The sequence below is a fragment of the Streptomyces sp. NPDC037126 genome (assembly GCF_055605965.1).
In genome coordinates, this window is the sequence record NZ_JBVJTD010000003.1 from 141325 (window position 1) to 162272 (window position 20948).

20 protein-coding genes are annotated in these 20948 nt (G+C 73.8%); 1 reads left to right on the forward strand and 19 read right to left on the reverse strand.

Features of this window, described 5'->3' with window-relative positions:
• Positions 1-11 precede the first annotated feature (11 nt).
• The 14 genes from ACZ7FF_RS09280 to ACZ7FF_RS09345 form a co-directional block, all read right to left on the reverse strand.
• Positions 12-677: a response regulator gene (locus ACZ7FF_RS09280; protein WP_470810777.1), complete on the reverse strand. Its 666-nt coding sequence runs from the start codon at positions 675-677 to the stop codon at positions 12-14.
• Positions 674-2032 (reverse strand): sensor histidine kinase, encoded by a 1359-nt coding sequence (locus ACZ7FF_RS09285; RefSeq protein ID WP_470810778.1) that lies wholly within the window; start codon positions 2030-2032, stop codon positions 674-676. The genes ACZ7FF_RS09280 and ACZ7FF_RS09285 overlap by 4 nt, the downstream gene beginning before the upstream one ends.
• Positions 2033-2129: 97 nt before the next feature.
• A complete protein-coding gene (locus ACZ7FF_RS09290; protein ID WP_470810779.1) occupies positions 2130-2810 on the reverse strand; it encodes a response regulator transcription factor in 681 nt (226 codons plus the stop codon).
• The gene (locus tag ACZ7FF_RS09295) at positions 2807-4312 is read right to left on the reverse strand and encodes a sensor histidine kinase (RefSeq protein WP_470810781.1); all 1506 of its coding nucleotides are present in this window, start codon (positions 4310-4312) and stop codon (positions 2807-2809) included. Before ACZ7FF_RS09295 ends, ACZ7FF_RS09290 begins: the two co-directional genes overlap by 4 nt.
• A gap of 10 nt (positions 4313-4322) precedes the next feature.
• Positions 4323-5624, reverse strand: coding sequence for an acyltransferase family protein (locus tag ACZ7FF_RS09300; protein ID WP_470810783.1), 1302 nt, complete (start codon positions 5622-5624; stop codon positions 4323-4325).
• The gene (locus tag ACZ7FF_RS09305; RefSeq protein WP_470811434.1) at positions 5617-6576 is read right to left on the reverse strand and encodes an alpha/beta hydrolase; all 960 of its coding nucleotides are present in this window, start codon (positions 6574-6576) and stop codon (positions 5617-5619) included. The genes ACZ7FF_RS09300 and ACZ7FF_RS09305 overlap by 8 nt, the downstream gene beginning before the upstream one ends.
• Before the next feature lie 888 nt (positions 6577-7464).
• Positions 7465-8370 (reverse strand): alpha/beta hydrolase, encoded by a 906-nt coding sequence (locus ACZ7FF_RS09310; RefSeq protein WP_470810784.1) that lies wholly within the window; start codon positions 8368-8370, stop codon positions 7465-7467.
• Between the two features lie 442 nt (positions 8371-8812).
• Positions 8813-10003: a kynureninase gene (gene kynU, locus ACZ7FF_RS09315; RefSeq protein WP_470810786.1), complete on the reverse strand. Its 1191-nt coding sequence runs from the start codon at positions 10001-10003 to the stop codon at positions 8813-8815.
• On the reverse strand, positions 9996-10853 hold the full coding sequence (locus tag ACZ7FF_RS09320; protein WP_470810788.1) for a tryptophan 2,3-dioxygenase family protein: 858 nt from the start codon (positions 10851-10853) through the stop codon (positions 9996-9998). Before ACZ7FF_RS09320 ends, kynU begins: the two co-directional genes overlap by 8 nt.
• Before the next feature lie 148 nt (positions 10854-11001).
• A complete protein-coding gene (locus ACZ7FF_RS09325) occupies positions 11002-11415 on the reverse strand; it encodes a DUF3151 domain-containing protein (RefSeq protein WP_470810790.1) in 414 nt (137 codons plus the stop codon).
• Positions 11416-11702: 287 nt separating this feature from the next.
• Entirely contained in the window at positions 11703-13157 is a 1455-nt protein-coding gene (locus ACZ7FF_RS09330; protein ID WP_470810792.1) for an MFS transporter, read from the reverse strand.
• Between the two features lie 74 nt (positions 13158-13231).
• The gene (fbaA, locus tag ACZ7FF_RS09335; RefSeq protein WP_470810793.1) at positions 13232-14254 is read right to left on the reverse strand and encodes a class II fructose-bisphosphate aldolase; all 1023 of its coding nucleotides are present in this window, start codon (positions 14252-14254) and stop codon (positions 13232-13234) included.
• 139 nt (positions 14255-14393) lie between these two features.
• Entirely contained in the window at positions 14394-14942 is a 549-nt protein-coding gene (gene pyrE / locus ACZ7FF_RS09340) for an orotate phosphoribosyltransferase (protein WP_470810795.1), read from the reverse strand.
• Between the two features lie 10 nt (positions 14943-14952).
• Positions 14953-15741 carry an aldose epimerase family protein gene (locus ACZ7FF_RS09345; protein WP_470810796.1) on the reverse strand — a complete coding sequence of 263 codons (789 nt, stop codon included), beginning with the start codon at positions 15739-15741 and terminating at the stop codon, positions 14953-14955.
• 71 nt (positions 15742-15812) lie between these two features.
• Between ACZ7FF_RS09345 and ACZ7FF_RS09350 the strand changes: the two genes are divergently transcribed.
• Complete coding sequence (locus ACZ7FF_RS09350) at positions 15813-16178, forward strand: YciI family protein (protein WP_470811436.1); 366 nt, start codon at positions 15813-15815, stop codon at positions 16176-16178.
• A 122-nt stretch (positions 16179-16300) separates the two neighbouring features.
• On the opposite strand, the gene ACZ7FF_RS09355 is transcribed toward ACZ7FF_RS09350, so the two are convergent.
• The 5 genes from ACZ7FF_RS09355 to ACZ7FF_RS09375 all read right to left on the reverse strand — a co-directional run bounded on the left by ACZ7FF_RS09355 (position 16301) and on the right by ACZ7FF_RS09375 (position 20780).
• A complete protein-coding gene (locus ACZ7FF_RS09355) occupies positions 16301-17128 on the reverse strand; it encodes an SRPBCC family protein (protein WP_470810797.1) in 828 nt (275 codons plus the stop codon).
• Positions 17129-17198: 70 nt separating this feature from the next.
• Positions 17199-18836 carry a polyamine aminopropyltransferase gene (locus ACZ7FF_RS09360; RefSeq protein ID WP_470810799.1) on the reverse strand — a complete coding sequence of 546 codons (1638 nt, stop codon included), beginning with the start codon at positions 18834-18836 and terminating at the stop codon, positions 17199-17201.
• A 110-nt stretch (positions 18837-18946) separates the two neighbouring features.
• A complete protein-coding gene (locus ACZ7FF_RS09365; protein WP_470810800.1) occupies positions 18947-19471 on the reverse strand; it encodes a DUF2617 family protein in 525 nt (174 codons plus the stop codon).
• A gap of 314 nt (positions 19472-19785) precedes the next feature.
• On the reverse strand, positions 19786-20082 hold the full coding sequence (locus tag ACZ7FF_RS09370; protein WP_470810802.1) for a hypothetical protein: 297 nt from the start codon (positions 20080-20082) through the stop codon (positions 19786-19788).
• A 131-nt stretch (positions 20083-20213) separates the two neighbouring features.
• Positions 20214-20780 carry a hypothetical protein gene (locus ACZ7FF_RS09375; protein WP_470810804.1) on the reverse strand — a complete coding sequence of 189 codons (567 nt, stop codon included), beginning with the start codon at positions 20778-20780 and terminating at the stop codon, positions 20214-20216.
• Positions 20781-20948: the final 168 nt, after the last annotated feature.

Here is a 20948-nt window from a genome sequence, read left to right on the forward strand (position 1 = left end):
CTGCCGCACCCTCAGCCGGGCGTCACCAGCCGTGCCTCGTAGGCGAACACCGCTGCCTGGGTGCGGTCCCTGAGACCCAGCTTCACCAGGATCCGGCTCACATGGGTCTTGATCGTCGACTCCGCCACCACCAGCCTCCCGGCGATCTCCGCGTTCGACAGGCCCTGGGCGATCAGTACCAGCACCTCCGTCTCCCGTTCCGTCAGCTCCCCGTAGGCCGCCTGCGCCGACGGCATCAGACGCGGCGCCTCCGGCATCCGCGAGAACTCCGTGATCAGCCGCCTGGTGACCGACGGCGCGAGCAGTGCCTCACCGGCCGCCACCACCCGCACCCCGTCCGCCAGCTGCCGCGCCGAGGCGTCCTTGAGCAGAAAGCCGGAGGCTCCCGCCCGCAGCGCCTGGTACACGTACTCGTCCAGGTCGAACGTGGTCAGCACCAGCACCTTCGCCGCCGCGTCGGTCGCGACGATCTCCCGGGTCGCCTCGATGCCGTTCATCTCCGGCATGCGGATGTCCATCAGCACCACGTCGGGGGCGAGTTCCCGCACCCGCTCGACCGCCTCCCGTCCGTTGACGGCCTCGCCGACGACCTCGATGTCCGGCATCGCGTTCAGCAGGACCGAGAAGCCCTCGCGGACCATCATCTGGTCGTCCGCGATCAGTACGCGGATCGTCATGCCCCGTCCTCGATGCCGGTGTCGGCGGCCGGCACCGGCAGGAACACCGACACCTCGTAGCCGCCCTCGTCCGTCGGGCCCGCCGTCATCTCACCGTTCAGCATGGTGACGCGCTCCCGCATGCCCGTGATGCCGTGCCCGGCGCCGGGCGAGGCCTTGACCAGATTCGGGGCGGGCGGCGAGCCGTTGACTATGCGCAGGCCCAGGCCCCCCAGCACGTACCCGATCTCGACCCGGGCGCCCGCCCCCGGCGCGTGCCGCAGCGTGTTGCTCAGCGCCTCCTGCACGATCCGGTACGCCGACAGCTCCACGCCCTGCGGCAGCTCGCGCACCGCGCCGGTCACCGCCTTCTCCACCTCCAGGCCGGCCTCCCGCACGTTGGCGAGCAGCCCGCCCAGATCGGCGAGCGTGGGCTGCGGGGCGTCCGGCACCTCGTAGTCCTCGGCGCGCACGACCCCGAGGACCCGGCGCAGCTCGGTCAGGGCCGCCACCGCGTTCTCCCGGATGGTGGCGAACGCCTTCTCCAGCTCCGGCGGCGGGTTCTCCACCCGGTAGGGCGCGGCCTCCGCCTGGATGGCGACCACCGACATGTGGTGGGCCACCACGTCGTGCAGCTCCCGGGCGATGGTGGTGCGCTCCTCCAGCAGCGTGCGGCGCGAGCGCTCGTGCAGGGTCACCGTCTGCTGCGCGGTCACCTCCCGCACGGCCTGCCGGCGTATGTGCCGGACGGTGACCACGAGCAGGAGCAGCGCGGACAGGACCAGCATCTGGGCCACGTCGACGTCGTAGTGCGACCCGGCGAAGAGGCTCTGGGCGAAGAAGCCGTAGACCCCGGTCAGCACCCACATCCAGGCCGCGGTGCGCGGCCGGGTGCGTATCGCGACGACCGTGAGCACCACCAGGTGGGAGAAGAAACTGCTCGGCTGCCAGGGCCAGCCGCTCCACTCGTCCGAGGCGACGGCCGCGGTGACCGTGGACGCGGCGAGGGAGAGCCAGAACGCCCCGGCCGGACGCGCCAGGGTCAGCAGGACCGGCGCCAGGGCCAGCAGCCCGCACAGCAGGGACGGCACCCCGGAGTCGCCGGTGCGCGACAGTCCGAGCAGCATCGCCACCGCACCGAGGGCGACCACCACCGCGTGCGGGGCCCAGGTCGCGTACTCCCTCATGCGGCCGGAGCGGCGGCGGACGAGCGCACTGTCGGCACCCAGGCGGGGCAGCGGACGGTAGGCGAAGGCCTCGTGGAACAGGTCCTGCCGCAGCCCGCTCAGGGCGTCCGCGGCCAGCCGGAACTCCGGGCTGCGCGGCCTGCCCGCCACGCCCGGCGGCGTCGTCTGCGTGTGCGTCGTCTCGGTCACATCGAAAACGGTAGGCCCGGTCCGGGGGTCCGGTCGTCACCTTGGAGAGGGGTTCCGCCGGATCCCTCTCAGGTACTACGGGTCGCCCCGCAAGGGTTCAGCGGCTGCCGGGACGGACCACCCCGGACTCGTAGGCGAAGATCGCCGCCTGGGTGCGGTCGCGCAGGCCCAGCTTCACCAGGATCCGGCCCACGTGGGTCTTCACGGTCTGCTCGGCCACGACCAGGCGCTCGGCGATCTCCGCGTTCGTCAGCCCCTGTGCGATCAGCGCCAGCACCTCGGTCTCCCGCTCGGTGAGGTCGCCGACGCGCTGCCTGAGCGGGGTCCGGTGCCTGCCGTCCAGCCGGGAGAACTCCGCGATGAGACGGCGGGTGATGCCGGGGGCGAGCAGCGCGTCGCCGGCCGCCACGATCCGCACCGCCTCGGCCAGCTTGTCCGCGGAGGCGTCCTTGAGCAGGAACCCGGAGGCTCCGGCCCGCAGGGCGTCGTACACGTACTCGTCCAGGTCGAACGTCGTCAGCACCAGCACCTTGACGGCGGGAGCGTCGGCGGTGATGCGCTCGGTCGCCTCGATGCCACCGAGTTCGGGCATCCGGATGTCCATCAGCACCACGTCCGGGACCAGTTCGGCGGTCCGGGCGATCGCGTCCCGGCCGTCCACCGCCTGCCCGATCACCTCGATGTCGGGCTGGGTGTTGAGCAGCACGGTGAAACCCTGCCGGACCATCTCCTGGTCGTCGGCGATGAGTACGCGGATGGTGCCGGCGCCGCTCGTCATGGGCTCTGTTCTCCTGTCGGGGACTCGGGTCTGTGCGCATCGGACGCGGACGGGGGCAGGGACGGCGGCGGGGACCGCCGGGCCGGTGGCAGGCCCGGCGCCGTTCCGGCACGGTCCGGGGCGCCGTCGCGGGGGAGGAACGCCGAGACCAGCCAGCCGCCGTGCGGGTTCGGGTGCGCCTGGACGTGGCCGCCCAGCATCGCCGCGCGCTCCCGCATGCCCAGCAGTCCGAGGCCGCTGCCCGGCGACGGCTGGACGGGCCGCCGCGGCGGGCCGTTGACGACGCCCAGGTACATCCCGTGGGAGAAGTACCCGACCTCGACGCGGACCGTCGCACCGGGTGCGTGCCGCAGGACGTTGCTCAAGGCCTCCTGGACGATCCGGTACGCCGAGAGCTCCACCCCGGGCGGGTAGGCGCGCGGATCGCCGTCCACGACCTTGCGCACCTCGAGGCCGGCCGCCCTGGTGTTCTCGATCAGCGAGTCCAGGCGGGCCAGGTTCGGCTGCGGGGCGTCGGGGGCGGTGCCGGAGCCGGGCGCGGACAGCCCGTAGGCGTCCTCGGCTGCCTCGGGACCGTCCGGGCTCTCGGAACGCAGGACGCCCAGCACGCGCCGCAGTTCGGTCAGCGCCTCCAGGGCGTTGCCACGGATCCCGGCCAGGTTCTCCTTCAGCTCCTCGGAGGGGTTCTCCACCAGGTGGGGGGCCACCTGGGCCTGGATCGAGATCACCGCCATGTGGTGGGCGACCACGTCGTGCAGCTCCCGGGCGATACGGTTGCGCTCCTCCAGCAGGGTGCGGCGGGCCCGCTCCTCGGCGGTGATCGTCGTCTGCTGGACCAGTTCCTCGCGGGCCTCGCTCCGGCTTCGCAGGGCGGCGCCGATGACGGCGGCGGCGGCGAACAGCCCGACGGCGACCCGGCCCGTCGGGGAGTAACGCAGCGCCCCTATGAAGCCCTCGACGACCGCGGTCACCAGGACGGTCCCGCCGAGCGCCCCGACCGTGACGCGGAAGCGGACCCGCAGCGCGAGGAGGAGGAGCACGGCCGTGTGGGCCAGCAGCGTGGCCGTGGACCACGGCCAGTCGGGGCCCGCGAGCTGGAACCTCTCGATGTTCTCGCGGGCGAGCAGCGCGGTGAAGGCGGCGGCGGACAGGGACAGCGCCCAGGCGGGGAGGGGCCGCCGCAGGGCCAGGACGACGGCGGCGGCCTGGGTCACGGTGCTCAGGTACGCCACCGCGGGGAGGAAGCGGTAGCTGTGGGACAGGTCCTCCGCACCGGCAAGCGCTATGCCGTAGGCCAGCCAGCCGACGAGGAGATAGGTGAGGAGGCGGAGCCAGCGGTACTTGGAGAAGGGGGGCGACTGGCTGGAGGGCGACTCGCCCAGCCAGGCGCCCAGCCGGCTCTTCGGATCGGGCCCGGTGTCCGGGGTGGCGGCCGCGGGGGCGGGTACGGTACCGGCCGACGTGGGGGGCTTGTCGAGGTCGTCGCGGTCCGCGGGTTTCACGATGTCAACTTTAGGCACTGGACTCGGACTTCGCTCCGGGCACATGGCGGTGGACCACGTGCGACCTGCGGTTACGGGGACGGCGGGGACCCTGTTCGTGGTGGCGGAAGGCCGTCCAGCACAGGGCCAGCACGAAGGCGAAGACGGGCAGCCACAGGAGGCGGGAAGCCACCCAGTCGAGGGAGCCGGGCACGGTGTGCAGGCCAGGCAGCCGGCCGGCCAGGAGGCTCGTCGCCGTCGTCGCCATCATGGCCGTCTGGTGCCAGAGGAAGATCGTCATCGCGGACAGGTTGACCAGGGCCGTGGCCGCCCAGGGGACGGGACGCGCCATCACGCGGCGCAGGCGGTCGCGCAGCAGGAGCGCCAGACCGCACTGGGCCAGGCCGAAGGTGACGGCCGCCAGGGTCGGCGGGTCGAGGTTGGAGATCGCCTCGCCGGGCACGCCGACCATGGACGCCGGGTAGCCGGCCCAGAGGACCAGGGCCGCCGTGGCCGCGCCGCCGCCGAGGAGGAGCACCCAGCCCGAACGGCGGCTGCGCAGCTCGCCCCGGGCCCAGGCCGCTCCCAGGGTGTACGGGACCAGCCAGCCGGCCGCCACGTTCACCCAGCCGAGCCAGGACGGGCCGAGGTGCAGGCCGAAGCGGAGGACGTCCACGTGCAGGACCACGGCGAACGGCCACAGCGGGTGGAGGCGGGCGACCAGCGGGGTGGCGGCCGTGAGCGCGGCGAAGACCAGGAGGAACCACAGCGGGGACAGGGCCAGTTTGACCAGCGTGTGGACCGTCTCTTGCGAGGCGCCGGTGAGCAGGAGCGCCGCGGTCGTCACCGACCACAGGACGAGCAGCGCGGCCACGGGGCGGAGCAGGCGGACGAGGCGGGCGCGCAGCCAGGCGCCGTAGGTGTCGCCTCTCGTCCGGGCCGTGGCCAGGCCGCGGGTCGCCACGTGGCCGCCCACCAGGAAGAACACGGCCAGGGTCTGGAACAGCCAGGAGACGGGGGCCAGCCAGGGCATGTGCTGCAAGGGGCTCGCGGTGTGCAGGCCGCCGTCGCCCGCGACCAGTGCCGTCACCAGCCAGTGGCCGAGGACGACGCCGAGGATCGCGAAGGCGCGCAGGGCGTCTGTCGCTCGGTCCCGGGAGGCGGGGGTGACGGCGTCGACCTGGTGCGCGGCTCGGCGCAGGGCTTGGAGGGGGTTCAGGGCGTGGGGGGCTCGCGGGGATCGGGGGGCCTGGTGGCGGGGGTCGGGGAGTGCGGGGGGTGCGGGGGGTGCCGGGCGGGCTGTGGGTGTGTCGGCCGGGGGCTGTTCAGGCATGGGGCACCTCCGAGGTCTCGCCGAGGGTGATCCGGGCGAGGTTGGCCAGGGAGGCCGAGCCCGGGGTGAAGTAGCCGCTGTGGTCGGCGTCGGCCGCGTCGAAGACCCTTGCGCCGAAGGCGCGGGAGACGGGGTCGGTGCCGAAGCCGAGGGTGATGCCGAAGAGATGGGCGCGGACGTGCGGCACGTTCGCCACCCAGTCCTCGCTGCCGCGGGCCGCCCAGACGCGGGCGCGGGTGTGCAGGGCGGCGACCGAGTCGGCGCCGGTGCCGGGGCTGCCGAGCAGCGCCATGTCGTCCGCGTCCAGGCCGGCCGCTGCGCGGCCGCACACGACCGTGCCGTAGGAGTGGCAGACCAGGGTCATGTGCGCCTGCGCGGGGGCCACGGTGCGCAGTTGGCGTACGAAGGTGCGCAGGTGGGGGGCGGCTTCGTCGGCGCGGGTGGTGGTGGTCACCGTGGCGCTGACCGTCGCCGGGGTCTGGTAGCCGAGCCAGGCGACGACGGCGACGTGGGGAGTCGGGGTGGTGGGGGTGGTGGGGGTGGTGGGGGTGGTGAGGGCCGTGTACAGCGCTGCGGCCGCCTTGTGGAAGCGGGCGTAGGTGTCCAGGGAGGTGTCCGAGCCGGGGACCAGGACCGCGATGTGGTCGGCGTGGGCGAGGTCGCCCAGGACCTCCGTGGCCAGGCCTGTGCCTCGGCCGTCGAAGGAGAGGAGGTGACGGGACGGGGAGGCGAGGGCCTGGTCGGCGGCGGCGCGGTGGGGGTCGCCGTGGGAGGCGGCCATGCGGGCGGCCTGGGTGGCGTTGGCTCGGTTGGCGGCGTAGGTGGTGGAGAGGGTTGCCGCGGTGAGTGGGGGGAGGGTTGCGGGGGTGGGGGCGGGGATCGGGGGGCGGCCCGCGGCGGAGAGGGGGGCGGCTACGGCGGTGGTCAGGAGGGTGGCGAGGAGGGTGCGCAGCCACTTCTTTGGGCGGCGGGTGGGGTGGGGGTGCGCGTGTGGGTCTGGGTTCGGGTGCGGGTGCGGGTTCGGGTTCGGGTGCGGGTGCGGGTTCGGGTGCGGGTTCGGGTGCGGGTTCGGGTGCGGGTTTGTGGGTGGGTGCCCGGCCTCCGGCCGGGTCTGGATTCCCACCCGCACCCCCCGTGCAGCTTTCCTCGCCGACTGCGGGTGGCCCCCGCGGGGCGGAAGCGCCGTCGGCGGGTGCGGGTCGCTCCCGTGCGACGCGCGCGCGGTCGGCGGGAGTGGGTCGCCCTCGGGCAGCACGAGCAACGTCGACGGATGCGGGTCGCCCTCGGGCAGCGCGAGCGCCGTCGACGAATGCGGGTGGTCCTTGATGGGCGGCAGCGAAGTCGGCTGACTCAAGGTGCCCTTGTGGGGCGAAAGCGCCGTCGGCGGGTGCGGATCGCCCCCGGGCCGCACCAGGACCGTCGGCGGGAGTGAGACGTCCTCGGGCCGCGCGAGCAACGTCGGCGAATGCGGATCGCCCCCAAGCCGAGCGAGAACCGTCGGCGAATGGCAGTCGCCCTCGGACCGCGCGAGCACCGTCGGCGGATGCGCGTCGCTCCCGTGCGGCGCGCGCCCCGTCGGCGCATGCGGGTCGCCTCCAGGCTGCGCCGCGGCCGTTGGCGGATGTGGGATGCGGTCGGGGCGCGTAGGTGTTGTTGGGGGGTCGGGTGGGGTGGGCCCCATGGGGGGTTCCTTTCAGGTGGCCCGGCCATCGGGCTTTTCTGAAAGGGAAGTTAGGGATCGGGGCCTGTCGTCGGCGTCCCGCCAGGGGGCTGTCCTGCGGGGTAGCTCTCAGGTACTACGGGTATGACCGGGTCCGGTCTCAGGGGCGGACCCGGGTCGTCACCACGCCAGTTGGGCGATCTCCTCCGCCACCACCGCGCAGGCGTCCGCCGCCGGGTCGATCAGCGGGAAGTGGCCCACGTCCTCCAGCAGCGTCAGCCCCACCATCTCCCCCGCCTTGGCCGCGGCCTCCGCGTACGACTCGGCCACCGCGTGCGGCACCTCCAGGTCCGCGCGGCCCTGTACGAGCGTCGTCGCGATACCCGTGGGGAGGAGCAGGGCGGGATCCGCGTACGGGCGGCGCTCGGCGAAGTGAGCCTGTCCGCCGAGGAGTTGGAGGGACGCGTTGCCGCAGACGTCGAGCTTCTCCGCCACGGCGAAGTCGGCGATCGGGGCGAGTGCCACCACACCGCGCAGCGGGATGGGGCGGGCCGTGCGCCAGGGGGCGTCCGCGGGGAGGACGTGCCGGGCCGCCGTCCACAGGGCCAGGTGGCCGCCCGCAGAGTGGCCGGTGAGGACCATACGGCGGGCGTCGGCCTGCGGGAGCGCCTCGCGGGCCAGGGCCGGGAGCACGTCCAGGGAGGCCGCGACGTCGTCGAACGTGTCGGGCCAGCGGCCGGCGACCGGGGTGGCGCCGGTGCCCGCCGCCTCGGCCCCGTTGTGCTGCGCGGGGATCGGAGTGTCGGCGCCGCGCCTGTACTCGACGTTGGCCACCGCGAAGCCGCGGCGGGCCAGGTAGTCCGCGAAGGGGGTGATGTGGCGGCGGTCGTAACGGGCACGCCAGGCTCCGCCGTGCAGGACCACGACGAGGGGGGCGGCCTGCTCACCGGAACGGGGGGCGTAGAAGTCGATCACCTGGTCGGGGTGGGTGCCGTAGGCCGCGGTGGCGTCCGGGTCGACCGGGGGGTGCGAGAAGGCGGACTCCTCTTCGGCGGCGGCGCGGGCTGCGGCGGCGTCGTCCGGCATGCTCCAACCTCTCAGCGACGGGACGGGTTTGGCGCTCGGCGGACCAGGTGGGGACTGATCGTCGGTCGTTGGCGGGGACGGTATCAGGCTGGTGACGTGCGGGGACATGGGGATGTCACGCACGGTGAGGGGGAACGGTTCTGCGCCGGGGGGGAGCGGGGCGGAGTGGCCGAGCTGAGTCGAGTCGCGTTGCGGTGGGCTGCGTCGGGGTCCGGACCGCCGCGCGGTGCCGACCCGGTGTCCCGCGTTGTCGCCGGACACCGGGTCGGGTCGCTCACCGGCGCTCGCCGGGTGCCGCAGCGCCCACCCGTGCCGCCCCAGCGGCACGACTGCCCGCAGCGGGTGCCCGTACCGAAGCCGCACGACCGCCCACAGCGGGGGCCGGCCCCGAAGCCGCCCACCAGCCGCACGACCGCCCGCTGCGGGGCGGCGACGACAGCCGCTAAGCCGTCGTCAGTACGTCCGCCAGCGTGCGGGCTGCGCGTTCCGTGTCGGTGAAGGTGGTGTACAGGGGGGTGAAGCCGAAGCGGAGGACGTCAGGGTGGCGGAAGTCCCCCACGACGCCGGACGCGATCAGGCGCTTCATGACCTCCCCCGCGTCGTCGCAGCGCAGGGCGACCTGGCTGCCGCGCTCCTCGTGCGGCTCCGGGGTCACGGACTGCACGCGGCCCGGCTCCGTGTACGCGCCCACGCACTCCAGGAAGAAGTCCGTCAGGGCGAGGGACTTGGCGCGGACGGCGTCGATGCCGACGTCGTCCCAGACCTCCAGGGCCGCCTCCAGGGCCAGCATGGAGACGATGTCCGGGGTGCCGACGCGGCCGCGCAGCGCGCCCGGGGCCGGTGCGTAGGACGGGTTCATGCCGAAGGGCTCGGCGTGGGAGTTCCAGCCGGGGAGCGGCGAGTCGAAGCGGGGCTGCAGCTCCCGGCGCACATACAGGTACGCGGGTGAACCCGGGCCGCCGTTCAGGTACTTGTAGGTGCAGCCGACCGCCAGGTCGACCCCGTGCTCGTCCAGGCCGACCGGCAGTGCGCCCGCGCTGTGGCACAGGTCCCAGACCGCGAGGGCGCCCGAGGCGTGGATCGCGGCCGTCAGGGACGGCAGGTCGTGCAGCCGGCCGGTGCGGTAGTCGACGTGGTTGAGGAGCACCGCCGCCGTACGGGGACCGAGCGCACCCGGCACCTCCTGCGGTGTCACGGCGCGCAGGGTGCGGCCGGTCAGACGGGCCGCCGACCCGGCGATGTAGCCGTCCGTGGGGAAGGTCGTCGCGTCGACCAGGATCTCGGTCCTGTCGTCGCCCACCATGCGCGTGGCCGCGACAAGTGCCTTGAAGACGTTGACACTCGTGGAGTCGCCCACCACGATCTGGCCGGGTGCCGCGCCGACCAGCGGGGCGATCCGGTCGCCGATCCGCTCCGGCGCCGTCCACCAGCCGCTCTCCTCCCAGGAGCGGATGCGCAGCTCGCCCCACTGGCGGCGGACGACGTCCGCCACGCGGTCGGGGACGTTCGCGGGCAGCGCGCCGAGGGAGTTCCCGTCGAGGTAGACGACGTCGTCCAGGACGAAGCGGGACCGCAGCGGCGCGAGGTCGTCCGCGGCGTCCAGCTTTTCCGCCCGCAGTGCCTGCTCAGACATGGGACCTCGCCGTCCACAGCTCCGGGAACACGTTCTTGCGGGCGCGCTTCTCCAGCCAGGCCACGCCGGCGGAGCCGCCGGTGCCGGCCTTGGCGCCCATCGCGCGGCGGGTGGCGACGAGGTGGTCGTTGCGCCAGCGCCACACCAGTTCGGCCACGTCCGTCAGCGCCTCGCCGAGGCGGGCGGTCTCGGCGTCCTGGTCGCCCGCGTAGATCGCGGCCCAGGCCTGCTCGACCTCCTCGGAGGGCTCGTAGCGCTGGGTGAGGTCCCGCCGCAGGACGGGGTCGGGGATCGCGTGGCCGCGGCGGGCCAGCAGCCGCAGCACCTCGTCGTACAGGCTGGGCTCGTGCAGCGCCTTCTCCAGCTCCGCGTGGGCGCGGGGGGCGCCGCGGTGCGGTACGAGCATGGACGCGGACTTCTCGCCGAGCAGGAACTCCAGGCGCCGGTACATCGCCGACTGGAAGCCGGAGCCCTCGCCGAGTGCGCTGCGGTACGAGTTGAACTGGGCGGGGGTGAGCTGGCCGAGCGGAGTCCAGGAGGCGTTCAGGGCCTCCAGCTCACGCACGGAGCGCTTCAGCGCGGCGATCGCCGTCGGGACGTCGTCCGAGCGCAGGGCGTTGGCCGCCGTCTCCCACTCGTGGACGATGACCGTGAACCACAGCTCCATGACCTGGGTGGTGACCAGGAAGACCATCTCTCCGGGGTCGTCGGAGAGGGTGTGCTGCAGGTGGGTGAGGACGTCCGCCTTGACGTAGTCCTCGTACGGCGTGGTGCCCGCGAAGTCGAGGTTCGGGTCGAGATGCGGGGTCTCGGGCTCAGCGGCCTCGTGGGGGTGAGCCTTTTGGGACATCGCTGTCTCCTGTTGTTGCTACGGGTAGCGGTCCGCCCCTGCCGATGCCGGCACGGGGGCCCCGGTCCCCAACCGGCATCCTCCGCAATCACCTCCGTCACGGCAAGGCCCGTCTGCTGCCAGACGGGCCACACCGGTGACTCCTGACTCAGCCGAGGGTCTGGGCCGCCGTGGGCGAGGAGTCCTTCAGGAACTGGCTGCAGCGCTCGTACTCGTCCTGCTCGCCGATCGTCTGTGCGGCGCGGGCGAGGGCGTGCAGGGCGCGCAGGAAGCCGCGGTTCGGCTCGTGCTCCCAGGGGACCGGGCCGTGGCCCTTCCAGCCGCTGCGGCGCAGGGCGTCCAGGCCGCGGTGGTAGCCCGTACGGGCGTAGGCGTACGACTCCACGGCCGCGCCGCGCTCGAACGCGTCGTCGGCGAGCTGGGCCCAGGCGAGGGAGGAGGTGGGGTACTTCGCCGCGACGTCCGTGGGGGCGGTGCCGGACGCGAGCAGCTCGCGGGGCTCCGGGTCGTCGGGGAGGTGAGTGGAGGGCGGGCCGCCGAGGAGGTTCTCGTGAATCGTCATGCCCTCAGTCTCCCGCACGTGGCTCCGCCGGGTGTGCGGGGCGACCCGGCACCCTGAGCTGTCCGGGTGCCCCGCGCCCCGAAGGGGCGCGGGAAACTGCGCGCCCGGCCACGAAGCACCCGCACCCGGCGCCCGAGCCCAGCCACCCCCAAGCCCACCACGCCTCACACCTGACGCCCGACCCCCGCCACCCCCAAGCCCCGCACCCGCCCCTCGGACCCAGCCGCTCCCGAGCCCGCCCCGCCCCACACTCACCCGCACCGGCAGGCAACCAGGCCCGCCACCCCCTACCCCCGCCGCCCCCGCTCCAGCGGCGGAGCCGTCACGCAGCCGTGGGTCACGCATTCCGGCCGGCGGCAGTCGGGGGCGGGGCGGCGGACCAGGGTGAACGCCAGCAGCGAGCCGACCACCAGCACCCCCGCGCAGATCGGCATCGCCCACCGGAACGCCGCGTCGAAGGCCGCGGGAACCCGGTACGCCTCCGGTCCCATCCCCGCGAGCAGCGGCAGCGCGGCCACGGCGACGAGGCCCGCCGCCCGCGCGGCCGCGTTGTTGATGCCGCTGGCCAGGCCCGCCCGCGCGGTGTCCACGGAGGCCAGGACGGTGGCGGTCAGCGGGGCGACGAGGGTGACCATGCCGGTGCCCATGACCAGCACGGCGGGCAGGACGTGCGTGACATAGTCGGCGCCCGGCCCCACCCGGAGCATCAGCAGCATCGCCGCCGCGCACAGCAGCGGGCCTACGGTGAGCGGCAGCCGGGGCCCGATGTGGTCGGCGAGGGCGCCCGAGCGGGAGGAGAACAGCAGCATCAGGGCGGTGGTGGGCAGCAGGGCCGTACCCGCGGCCAGCGGCGAGTAGCCCGCGACCACCTGCAGCTGGAGGGCGGTGAGGAAGAAGTAGCCGCCGAAGGCCCCGTACACGCACAGGGTGACGAGGTTGACCGCGGTGAACTGGCGCGAGGAGAAGATGTCCGGCGGGAGCATCGGGTCCGGGCGGTGTCTTTCGACGTGGACGAAGGCCACGGCCGCCGCCAGTCCCGCCACCCCGGTCACGGCCACCGCCACGGTGCCGCCCTGGGCCTCGATCAGCGCGTAGGTGAGCAGCGCGAGGGCGAGGGCGCCGAGAGCCGCGCCGAGGACGTCGAAGCGGCCGTGCTCGCCCTCGTCGGCCGATTCCGGCACGTGCCGCAGCGCCACCGGCACGCACAGCAGGGCCAGCGGCACGTTGAGCAGGAACACCCAGCGCCAGCCGGGGCCGGACACCAGCCAGCCGCCGAGGAACGGGCCGACCGCCGCGCCGATCCCGCCGAAGCCGGACCAGAGGCCGACGGCCCGGCTGCGGTCGTCCCGGTGGAAGGAGGCCTGGATCAGCGCCAGGGAGCCGGGGGTGAGCAGCGCGCCGCCGACGCCCTGCAACGCGCGCGCGGCGACGAGCAGGACGGGGCTCGGGGACAGGCCGCACAGCAGGGAGGCGACCGCGAACCAGACCACGCCGAGCACGAAGATCCTGCGGCGGCCGTAGCGGTCTCCGAGCGAGCCGCCGAGGAGGATCAGGCCGGCCAGCGTGACCATGTAGGCGTTGACCGTCCACTGGAGCGCGGCGAGACTCGCGTCGAGGTCGCGGCCGATGGTCGGCAGCGCCACGTTGACGACGGTCGAGTCCAGCATGGCCATGCTGGAGCCGAGGACCGTGGTGAACAGGATCCACTTGCCCTGGGACGAGGCCAGCCGGACGTCGGGCACGTACCCAGGTATACAGCGAGACGGCGGGCCCGGCGGCACCAACGGCCGCGGGACCCGCCGGAACCACGTACCGCCTACTTGATCCGGTTGCCCGCCGAGCGCAGGTTCTGCGTGGCCTCGACGACGCGCGCGGCCATCGACGCCTCGGCCAGCTTGCCCCAGGTGCGCGGGTCGTAGGCCTTCTTGTTGCCGACCTCGCCGTCGATCTTCAGGACGCCGTCGTAGTTCGCGAACATGTGGCCCGCGACCGGGCGGGTGAACGCGTACTGGGTGTCGGTGTCGAGGTTCATCTTCACGACGCCGTTGTCCAGCGCGGTCTGGATCTCCTGCTCGGTGGAGCCGGAGCCGCCGTGGAAGACGAAGTCGAACGGGGACTCCTTGCCGAAGCGGGCGGCGACGCCCTCGTTCAGCTCCTTCAGCAGCTCGGGACGGAGCACCACGTTGCCCGGCTTGTAGACGCCGTGCACGTTGCCGAAGGAGGCGGCCAGCAGGTAGCGGCCCTTCTCGCCCAGGCCGAGGGCCTCCGCCGTACGGATCGCGTCCTCGACCGTGGTGTACAGGGAGTCGTTGATCTCGTGCGAGACGCCGTCCTCCTCACCGCCGGTCGGGGTGATCTCCACCTCCAGGATGATCCTGGCGGCGCGAGCCTGCTCCAGCAGCTCCTGCGCGATCTCCAGGTTGTCGGCGAGGGTCTCGGCGGAGCCGTCCCACATGTGCGACTGGAACAGCGGGGCGAGACCGGCGTCGACGCGCTTCTTCGACAGGGCGATCAGCGGGCGTACGTACCCGTCGAGCTTGTCCTTCGGGCAGTGGTCGGTGTGCAGCGCGATGTTGACCGGGTACTTCTCCGCGATGATGTGCGCGTACTCGGCGAGCGCGACCGCGCCGGTCACCATGTCCTTGCTGTACTGGCCGCCGAGGAACTCCGCACCACCCGTGGAGATCTGGACGATGCCGTCGCTCTCCGCCTCCGCGAAGCCGCGCAGCGCCGCGTTCAGGGTCTGGCTCGAGGTCACGTTGATGGCCGGGTAGGCGAACTTGCCTGCCTTCGCCCGGTCGAGCATCTCGTTGTAGACCTCGGGGGTTGCGATGGGCATCTGTCCGCTCCTTGTGTTGCGGTTGGCGTTCTGCGTTACGGCCCTGACCTAGACCTGAGGGGTGACGTCGTCGTCGCCCCTCATCCTTCCAGACACGTGGTGCTGGTCGACGCCCCCAAGTCCAGGTCAAAGGGGCGTGTCAGTCCAGACCCAGTTCATCCTTCGAGAAGGCGAACCGGTACGGAACGCCCGCGCCGGCCTCGATCTTCTCGGCGGCACCGGTCGCGCGGTCGACGATGGTCGCGACGGCGACGACCTCGGCCCCGGCCTCGCGCACGGCCTCCACGGCGGTCAGCGGGGAGCCGCCGGTGGTGGAGGTGTCCTCGACGACCAGGACCCGGCGGCCGGCGATGTCCGGGCCCTCGACCCTGCGCTGCATGCCGTGCGCCTTCGCCGCCTTGCGGACGACGAAGGCGTCCAGCCGCCTGCCGCGCGCGGCGGCGGCGTGCAGCATGGCGGCGGCGACCGGGTCGGCGCCCATGGTGAGGCCGCCCACCGCGTCGAACTCCAGGTCGGCGGTCAGATCCAGGAGCACCTGGCCGACCAGCGGAGCGGCCTCGCCGTCGAGGGTGATGCGGCGCAGGTCGACGTAGTAGTCGGCCTCCAGACCCGAGGAGAGGGTCACCTTGCCGTGCACCACGGCCTTGTCCTTGATCTGCTGCAGGAGCTCAGCACGTACGTCCGTCATGGCAGCCAGCTTAAAGGCGCCGCCAGCTCCAGGTCGTCGTCGCCTCCAGCGGCTCCAGGGGCGTGACCAGGCGCGGGTGGGTGTTCAGGCCGTTGGGCGGGCCGGTCTGCGGCTCCACGCAGACGGCCTCGGCCTGCTCGTCGTAGACGACGGCCCACTCCTCACGGCTCGCGACCTTCAGCTCCAGCCGGCCGGGCCAGGTGAGGGTGACGTCGACGCCGCCGGGCATGCCGAAACAGTCGTCCCACGGGCCGGGCCTCGGGTCGATCCGGTTCCCGGTGGGCAGGTGGTCGGCGCCGCGCTCCTCCTGCCAGCCGGGCTTGAAGTCCAGGATCACGTCCTCGCCGCCGAGGTTGCGGTGGAACCAGGGGTGCCAGCCGATCTGCGCCGGGAAGGAGTCGTCGTACGTCTCCACGGCCATCGTCAGCGTCAGGCTGTCCTCGGCGAGCGTGACGATCTGGGTGACGCGGCCGGAGTGCGGCCAGGGGTCGACCAGTTCGTACGTGATCACCGCCTCGGCCTCCGAGACGCGCGCGGTGCGCCAGGCGCCGTCGCGGACGGTGCCGTGGATGGCGTGGGGCGGGGAGTTGAGCGGCATCTGGCGGACGGTGGCGCCGTCCAGGAAGCGGCCGTCCCGGATCCGGCCGCACCACGGCACCATCGGGAAGCAGCCGAAGCGCTCGCCCTGCCGCAGCAGTTCCGTGCCGTCGATCCGCAGCCCGCCGATCCGGCCGCCGTTGCCCGGCTGTACGGTCACCTCCGCGTCGCCCGCGGTCAGCGTGATGTCTTCGTTACTCACGGCACGACCCTACTGGGGCGATCAAGGGGGCGTCGCGCGTACACGGGGTGCAGGGTGGGTCCGTGAAGTACATGGTGCTGATGTACGCCGATCCCGCGGCGACCGAGGCGATGACCGCCGGGCAGCGTGCCGAGGTGTTCCGCAGGCACGAGGCGCTGCACGCCGATCTGGCCGGTACCGGCGAACTGGTGAACGGCGCCGGGCTGGCGTATCCCCGGGACACCAGGACGCTCCGGTGGCGCCCGGACGGCCCGGCGACGGCGGCGCGGGGGCCGTTCGGGGAGGCGGCCGTGCACCTGACCGCCTACTACGTCGTCGACTGCGCGACCCCGGAGCGGGCCCGGGAGATCGCCGGACGCGTCCTCGACTTCCACGTCGTCGCGGTCGAGGTGCGGCCGGTCCACGACTCGTTCGGGATGGACCGGGACCCTTCGTGAGGCCGGGCCCGCGGGGCGGTTCCTAGGGCCTGTCCGACCATTCCCGTCTGCCGCGCGACGCCATGCACGCACTCTCGCCGCGCGGCCGCCCTTCGGGTCCGACGCGAATGGTCAGACGGGCCCTAGCGGCGGCGGCGCAGGGCCCGGGTCACCACGATCGCCGAGGCCAGGGCGAGGGCCGCCGCGGGGGCCGCCCAGCGCAGGGCCTGGCTGCCGGCGACGGTCTGGGGGGCCGGTACGGGGGCGTAGCGGCCGCGGGGCGGGGCGTGGTCGACCTCTTCGGCGCTGCGGCCGATCATCGTGCGGCGCGCGTGCGCGGCCTCGGCGGGCGGTACGCCGGTGTCGGCGAAGTCTCCCGCGGGCCGTTCCGCCGCGTCCTCGCCGGTGCTCCCGCTCTCGCCGTCCCCCGCGTCCCCGGCGTCCTCGTCGTCCTCGTCGGCGTCGAGGGACGGCGGGGGGATCTCGGTGTCGAAGACGGAGGTGTGCCCGGGCTCCGGCCGCGACGCCGACTCCGGCTCCGGGGCCGCGCCCTCCTGTGCCCCGAGGGATTCCAGGAAACGGTTCAGCAGCCGTGCCGCCGCCGAGGCCACCGCCTCCCCGGGCAGTTCCGTGATCCGGCCGTCCGCGTCCGCCGTGCCGGTCACGGTGACCGTGGTGCCGCCCTCGGCCCCGGCGACGCGCAGGGTGAGCGCGAGCTTGACCGACCCGGTGCCGCGGGCCTCGGTGGCGTCGCCCTCGACGGCGTACGTGCCGTCCTCGCGGGCGGCCACCCGCACCGCGCCGCGGTAGGTGACGGAGTGTCCGCCGACGCGCAGCTTCAGCCGCCCGGCGACGGGTTCGGCGCCGGCGTCCTGCTGGAGCCCTGGGACGGCTCGGGCGACTCGCGAGGGGTCGGCGAGTGCCGCTGCGAGCCGTTCCACCGGAACCGGAACGAAGACCTGGTGCTCCATGTCGGCTGAGCCTACCCAGGTGGGGCCGGATCGTACCCTCGGATGGACGCGCACATGCCCGGGTCGCCCCTCAGTAGCGCGGATGAACCAACGTGGAGGCCGGCAGCCCGCCGATCCGCGTCCGCTCGGCCGCCCTGCGGTCCGCCGCCAGCACGGCCCGCGTGAGGGTGCGCGGGTGATCCCCGGCGTCCAGGCGCAGGGGCGGGGCCAGGCGGCCCGGGGCGGCCAGCAGGAATCCCCAGTCGTGCGGTGCCCCGGGGGCGCCGGCCGAGCGGTCGGGGCCCGCCGGGAAACCGGAGTCGTGGCCGAGGACCCGGTAGGGGGTGGTGGCGAAGCCGGCCGCGCGCAGGGTGGCGGCGACGGTCCAGAAGGCGCGGGGGCGCGCGGCGACCGGTCCGGCGTGCACCAGGAGGCGGCCGCCGGGGGCCAGGACGCGGCGGGTCAGACCGTAGAACTCCTGGGAGTACAGCTTGGTGCTGGCGGTGATGCCGGGGTCGGGCAGATCGGCGATCACGACGTCGTACGCCCCCGCCGGGGCGTCGCGCAGCCACCCGAGGGCGTCGTCCGTTATCAGGCGGACGCGGGGGTCCTCGAAGGCGTGGCCGTTGGCGGCGGACAGCCCGGGGTCGCGACGGGCCAGGCGGACGAGCCCGGGGTCGAGTTCGACGACGTCGACGCGCCGCACCCCGCGGCGGCGCAGCACCTCGCGGGCGGCCAGGCCGTCGCCGCCGCCGAGGATCAGTACGCGCGCGTGGGACCCCGACATGGCCGGGTGGACCAGGGCCTCGTGGTAGCGGCGTTCGTCGCGGCCGCCGACGCGCAGCCGGCCGTCGAGGAAGAGGTCGAGGGGTTTGCCGTCGGTGCCGCCGGCCAGGACGACCTCCTGGACGCCGGTCTGCACGGCGACCCGCACGTCCCCGCCGTACACCGCGCGCCGGGCGGCCCGTTCGAAGTCGCCGGCGAGGGCGGCGGCGGAGCCGAGGACGCCGAGCACGGTGAGGCCGACCAGCAGGAGGGTCCAGCGGGCGCGGCGGGTGAGGTCGCGGCGGAAGAGGCCCAGCACCAGGGCGCCGCCCGCCACGACGTTGACCGTGCCGGTGAGCAGGGCGCCCGTCAACTGGCCGAGGAACGGCAGGAGAAGGAAGGGGAAGGCCAGCCCGCCGACCAGCGCGCCCACGTAGTCGGCCGCGAACAGGTCGGCCACCGCCCCGCCCGCGTCCTGCCGGCGGATGCGCTGGATCAGCTCCATCAGCAGCGGGACCTCGGCACCGATGAGCAGGCCGATGGCGAGGGAGAAGGCGACGAGGAGGCAGCGCGGGCCGTCGGCCCACACGCCGCCCCAGCCGCCGGTCCAGGCGAACACGGCGTACAGCGCCATCGCGCTGCACCCGCCGATCAGCGCGAGGGCCGACTCGACGGCGCCGAAGCCGGCGGCCGCGTGCCAGCGCAGCCGTTTGGCGCCGAGGGAGCCGATGCCCATCGCGAACACCATCACGGACAGCACGACGGAGGCCTGGGTGACCGAGTCGCCCATCAAGTACGACGCGAACGCGACCAGTTCGAGTTCGTAGACGAGCCCACAGGCGGCGCAGACGAAGACGCACACCAGGACCAGGAACCGCCCCGTGCCGGGTCGCACGGGCAGCCGGGCCGGCCCTGTCCAGGAGGGCGGGGCGCCCGGGGGCGCGGGGGCGTGCGGTTCGATCACTCCCCGACGTTACGTCACACGCCGGGTACGCCTCGTCACCCACACGTGTGGATCTGGGGACAGTTGACGCCTGGTGGGTTTATGCCGTTCCCGCCGTGGCACGGCGTGCCTCAGTCGGGCCGCGCCACCCGCACCCGTGCCCCGACGCGGGTCCTGGTGGCGACCAACTGGCCGTCCTGCGGATAGGCGTGCCAGGTCAGCCAGTGCACCTGCCCCTCCTGCCGCTTGGCCAGCATCGCGGTGAAGGCGTGCGGGCTGCCGGGGAAGACGCCCGCGAGGCCGTGCGGATGGTCGGAGACGAGGGCCAGCAACTCCTGGGCGCGGCCCGCGAACGAGCCGGGGGTGAGCACCTCGACGCGCGCCGCGAACTCGTACTCCCAGTCGCCGACGCGCTTGGCGACGCCGAGCGGCAGCGGGGTGCTGGAGCCGGCGATGCACGCGACCGTCTCCGAGCACACGCCCCGCTGCTCCTCCAGGAGCACCTGGTGGGACGCGCCGAGCAGCCGCAACTGGAGTTTCACGCCGGTCAGTTCGAGGTCGAGGGTGGCCAGTGCGGGCAGCGGCTCGCGTCCCAGGGCCCAGGCCAGGTCGGCCGCACGGGTATCGGTGTAGGTGGTGTTCAGGGTCGTGAGCATGGATCGGCTCCGCTAACACGCATGGAGGGGGAGTTCGGCCATGTCAGCCCGGCCGGCCCGGCCGGGAGGGGAGTCTGCGGGACGTCCGAGGGGCTGCGTTGGCGATTTAGAGGGAATCATGAACAGTGACGACGCCACAGCGTTTTTACCCAACTTCGTGGGGTTTCCATCCCTCAGAGGGCTCCTCTGCTCAACTGTTCAACCACGGCGCCCGCCGGGCGGGGTCCCGGGGCGGGCGGACGCCCGCCGGATGCCCAGCCCGGCGGGCGCCGTGGCGCGGCAGGCGCGGGCGCCGCAGGGCCGGCCCTCGCGGGTCAGTGGCCTCCTCCCCCGCAGCCGCCCCCGCCGCAGGAGTGACCCCCGCCGCACGAGTGACCGCCGCCGCAGAAGTGGTGACCGCCGCCGGAGTGGTGCCCTCCGGAGTGGTGCCCTCCGGACGAGCCGGAGTCCGTGCCACCGGCCCACCAGCTGCCGCCGTCGGACGACGAGGACGACGAGCTCCGTGCGCCGGACGACCGCCCGCCGCGCCCCTTGCCGCTCCTGTCGGCCACGGACGTGGCGATCACCGCGCAGACGATCACGACCGCCGCCACGACGAAGAAGGTTCCCATGACGCCACCTGCTTTCCGTTCCCCCGAGACAGCCCCCCGTGGGCCGCGGTGACCGGGGGATGCCCGGGCGCCACGGCGGCCAAAGCGGAGTTGAGGAACTTCAGAGGGTCCTTCGCCCGCCGGCGGTGCCTCTAGAGCTTCGGCTCCCAGGGGACGACCGTGAAGTCGCCGCTCTCCACCTTCTCGAACGGGGCGGAGCTCACGCACTTCGGCAGGTCGTCCGTGTCGCGCGGGCTGCCCGTCGCCGCCCAGCTGTAGCCGAGCCGATCGCCGTGCCCGCCCTTGTCGTCGACGGTGAAGCCCACCCGCTTGTCCACGGACCCGCTCAGGGTGGACCTGGTGATGACGCCCGTGGCCACGGCCACCTTGCCGCCCGTGACCAGGCAGTCGATCCGGCCCTGCGCCCACGCGCCCTCGCCGTGCAGGTAGTGGCTGAAGCGGAAGGTCCCGTGCGCCTTGTCCGGGCGCATCAGGTCCTTGGCGCCCAGGTGCGCGTCGAAGGTGAAGTGGATGTCGTCCCCCAGGGAGCGGTACAGCTTGCCGGTGCCCGTCAGCGAAGCGGCCTCGCGCCTCGGCCCGTGGCTCCCGGCCGCGTCGTCGGAGGCGACCGCCGTACCGGCGGCGGCGACGGCGATCAGCAGTGCGGCGCCCGCCGCGGCGGTCCGGATGCGGCGGCCGGGCATGACGGAACGGTTCATGGGAGGTCCTTCGCGATCGACCGGCGGCCGAGACCGCCGGGCCGGCGTCTCCGGCCGGATCCCAGCCTCCGCCTGGCATGCGCCGGACACATCGCGCCGCGGGCTGATCGCCCCTCACCCGAGCGAGGCAGGAACCATGGGACCTCGGTAGGACCGCGGGGGCCCGGA

Excerpts from the sequence above, each read along its gene's own strand:
- ACZ7FF_RS09375 (WP_470810804.1), bottom strand. The coding sequence starts at position 20,780 with ATGAACCGTTCCGTCATGCCCGGCCGCCGCATCCGGACCGCCGCGGCG.
- ACZ7FF_RS09280 (WP_470810777.1), bottom strand. The coding sequence starts at position 677 with ATGACGATCCGCGTACTGATCGCGGACGACCAGATGATGGTCCGCGAG.
- ACZ7FF_RS09300 (WP_470810783.1), bottom strand. The coding sequence starts at position 5,624 with ATGCCTGAACAGCCCCCGGCCGACACACCCACAGCCCGCCCGGCACCC.
- fbaA (WP_470810793.1), bottom strand. The coding sequence starts at position 14,254 with ATGCCCATCGCAACCCCCGAGGTCTACAACGAGATGCTCGACCGGGCG.
- ACZ7FF_RS09325 (WP_470810790.1), bottom strand. The coding sequence starts at position 11,415 with ATGACGATTCACGAGAACCTCCTCGGCGGCCCGCCCTCCACTCACCTC.
- ACZ7FF_RS09350 (WP_470811436.1), top strand. The coding sequence starts at position 15,813 with ATGGTGCTGATGTACGCCGATCCCGCGGCGACCGAGGCGATGACCGCC.
- ACZ7FF_RS09355 (WP_470810797.1), bottom strand. The coding sequence starts at position 17,128 with ATGGAGCACCAGGTCTTCGTTCCGGTTCCGGTGGAACGGCTCGCAGCG.
- ACZ7FF_RS09320 (WP_470810788.1), bottom strand. The coding sequence starts at position 10,853 with ATGTCCCAAAAGGCTCACCCCCACGAGGCCGCTGAGCCCGAGACCCCG.
- pyrE (WP_470810795.1), bottom strand. The coding sequence starts at position 14,942 with ATGACGGACGTACGTGCTGAGCTCCTGCAGCAGATCAAGGACAAGGCC.
- ACZ7FF_RS09365 (WP_470810800.1), bottom strand. The coding sequence starts at position 19,471 with ATGCTCACGACCCTGAACACCACCTACACCGATACCCGTGCGGCCGAC.
- ACZ7FF_RS09290 (WP_470810779.1), bottom strand. The coding sequence starts at position 2,810 with ATGACGAGCGGCGCCGGCACCATCCGCGTACTCATCGCCGACGACCAG.
- ACZ7FF_RS09370 (WP_470810802.1), bottom strand. The coding sequence starts at position 20,082 with ATGGGAACCTTCTTCGTCGTGGCGGCGGTCGTGATCGTCTGCGCGGTG.
- kynU (WP_470810786.1), bottom strand. The coding sequence starts at position 10,003 with ATGTCTGAGCAGGCACTGCGGGCGGAAAAGCTGGACGCCGCGGACGAC.
- ACZ7FF_RS09310 (WP_470810784.1), bottom strand. The coding sequence starts at position 8,370 with ATGCCGGACGACGCCGCCGCAGCCCGCGCCGCCGCCGAAGAGGAGTCC.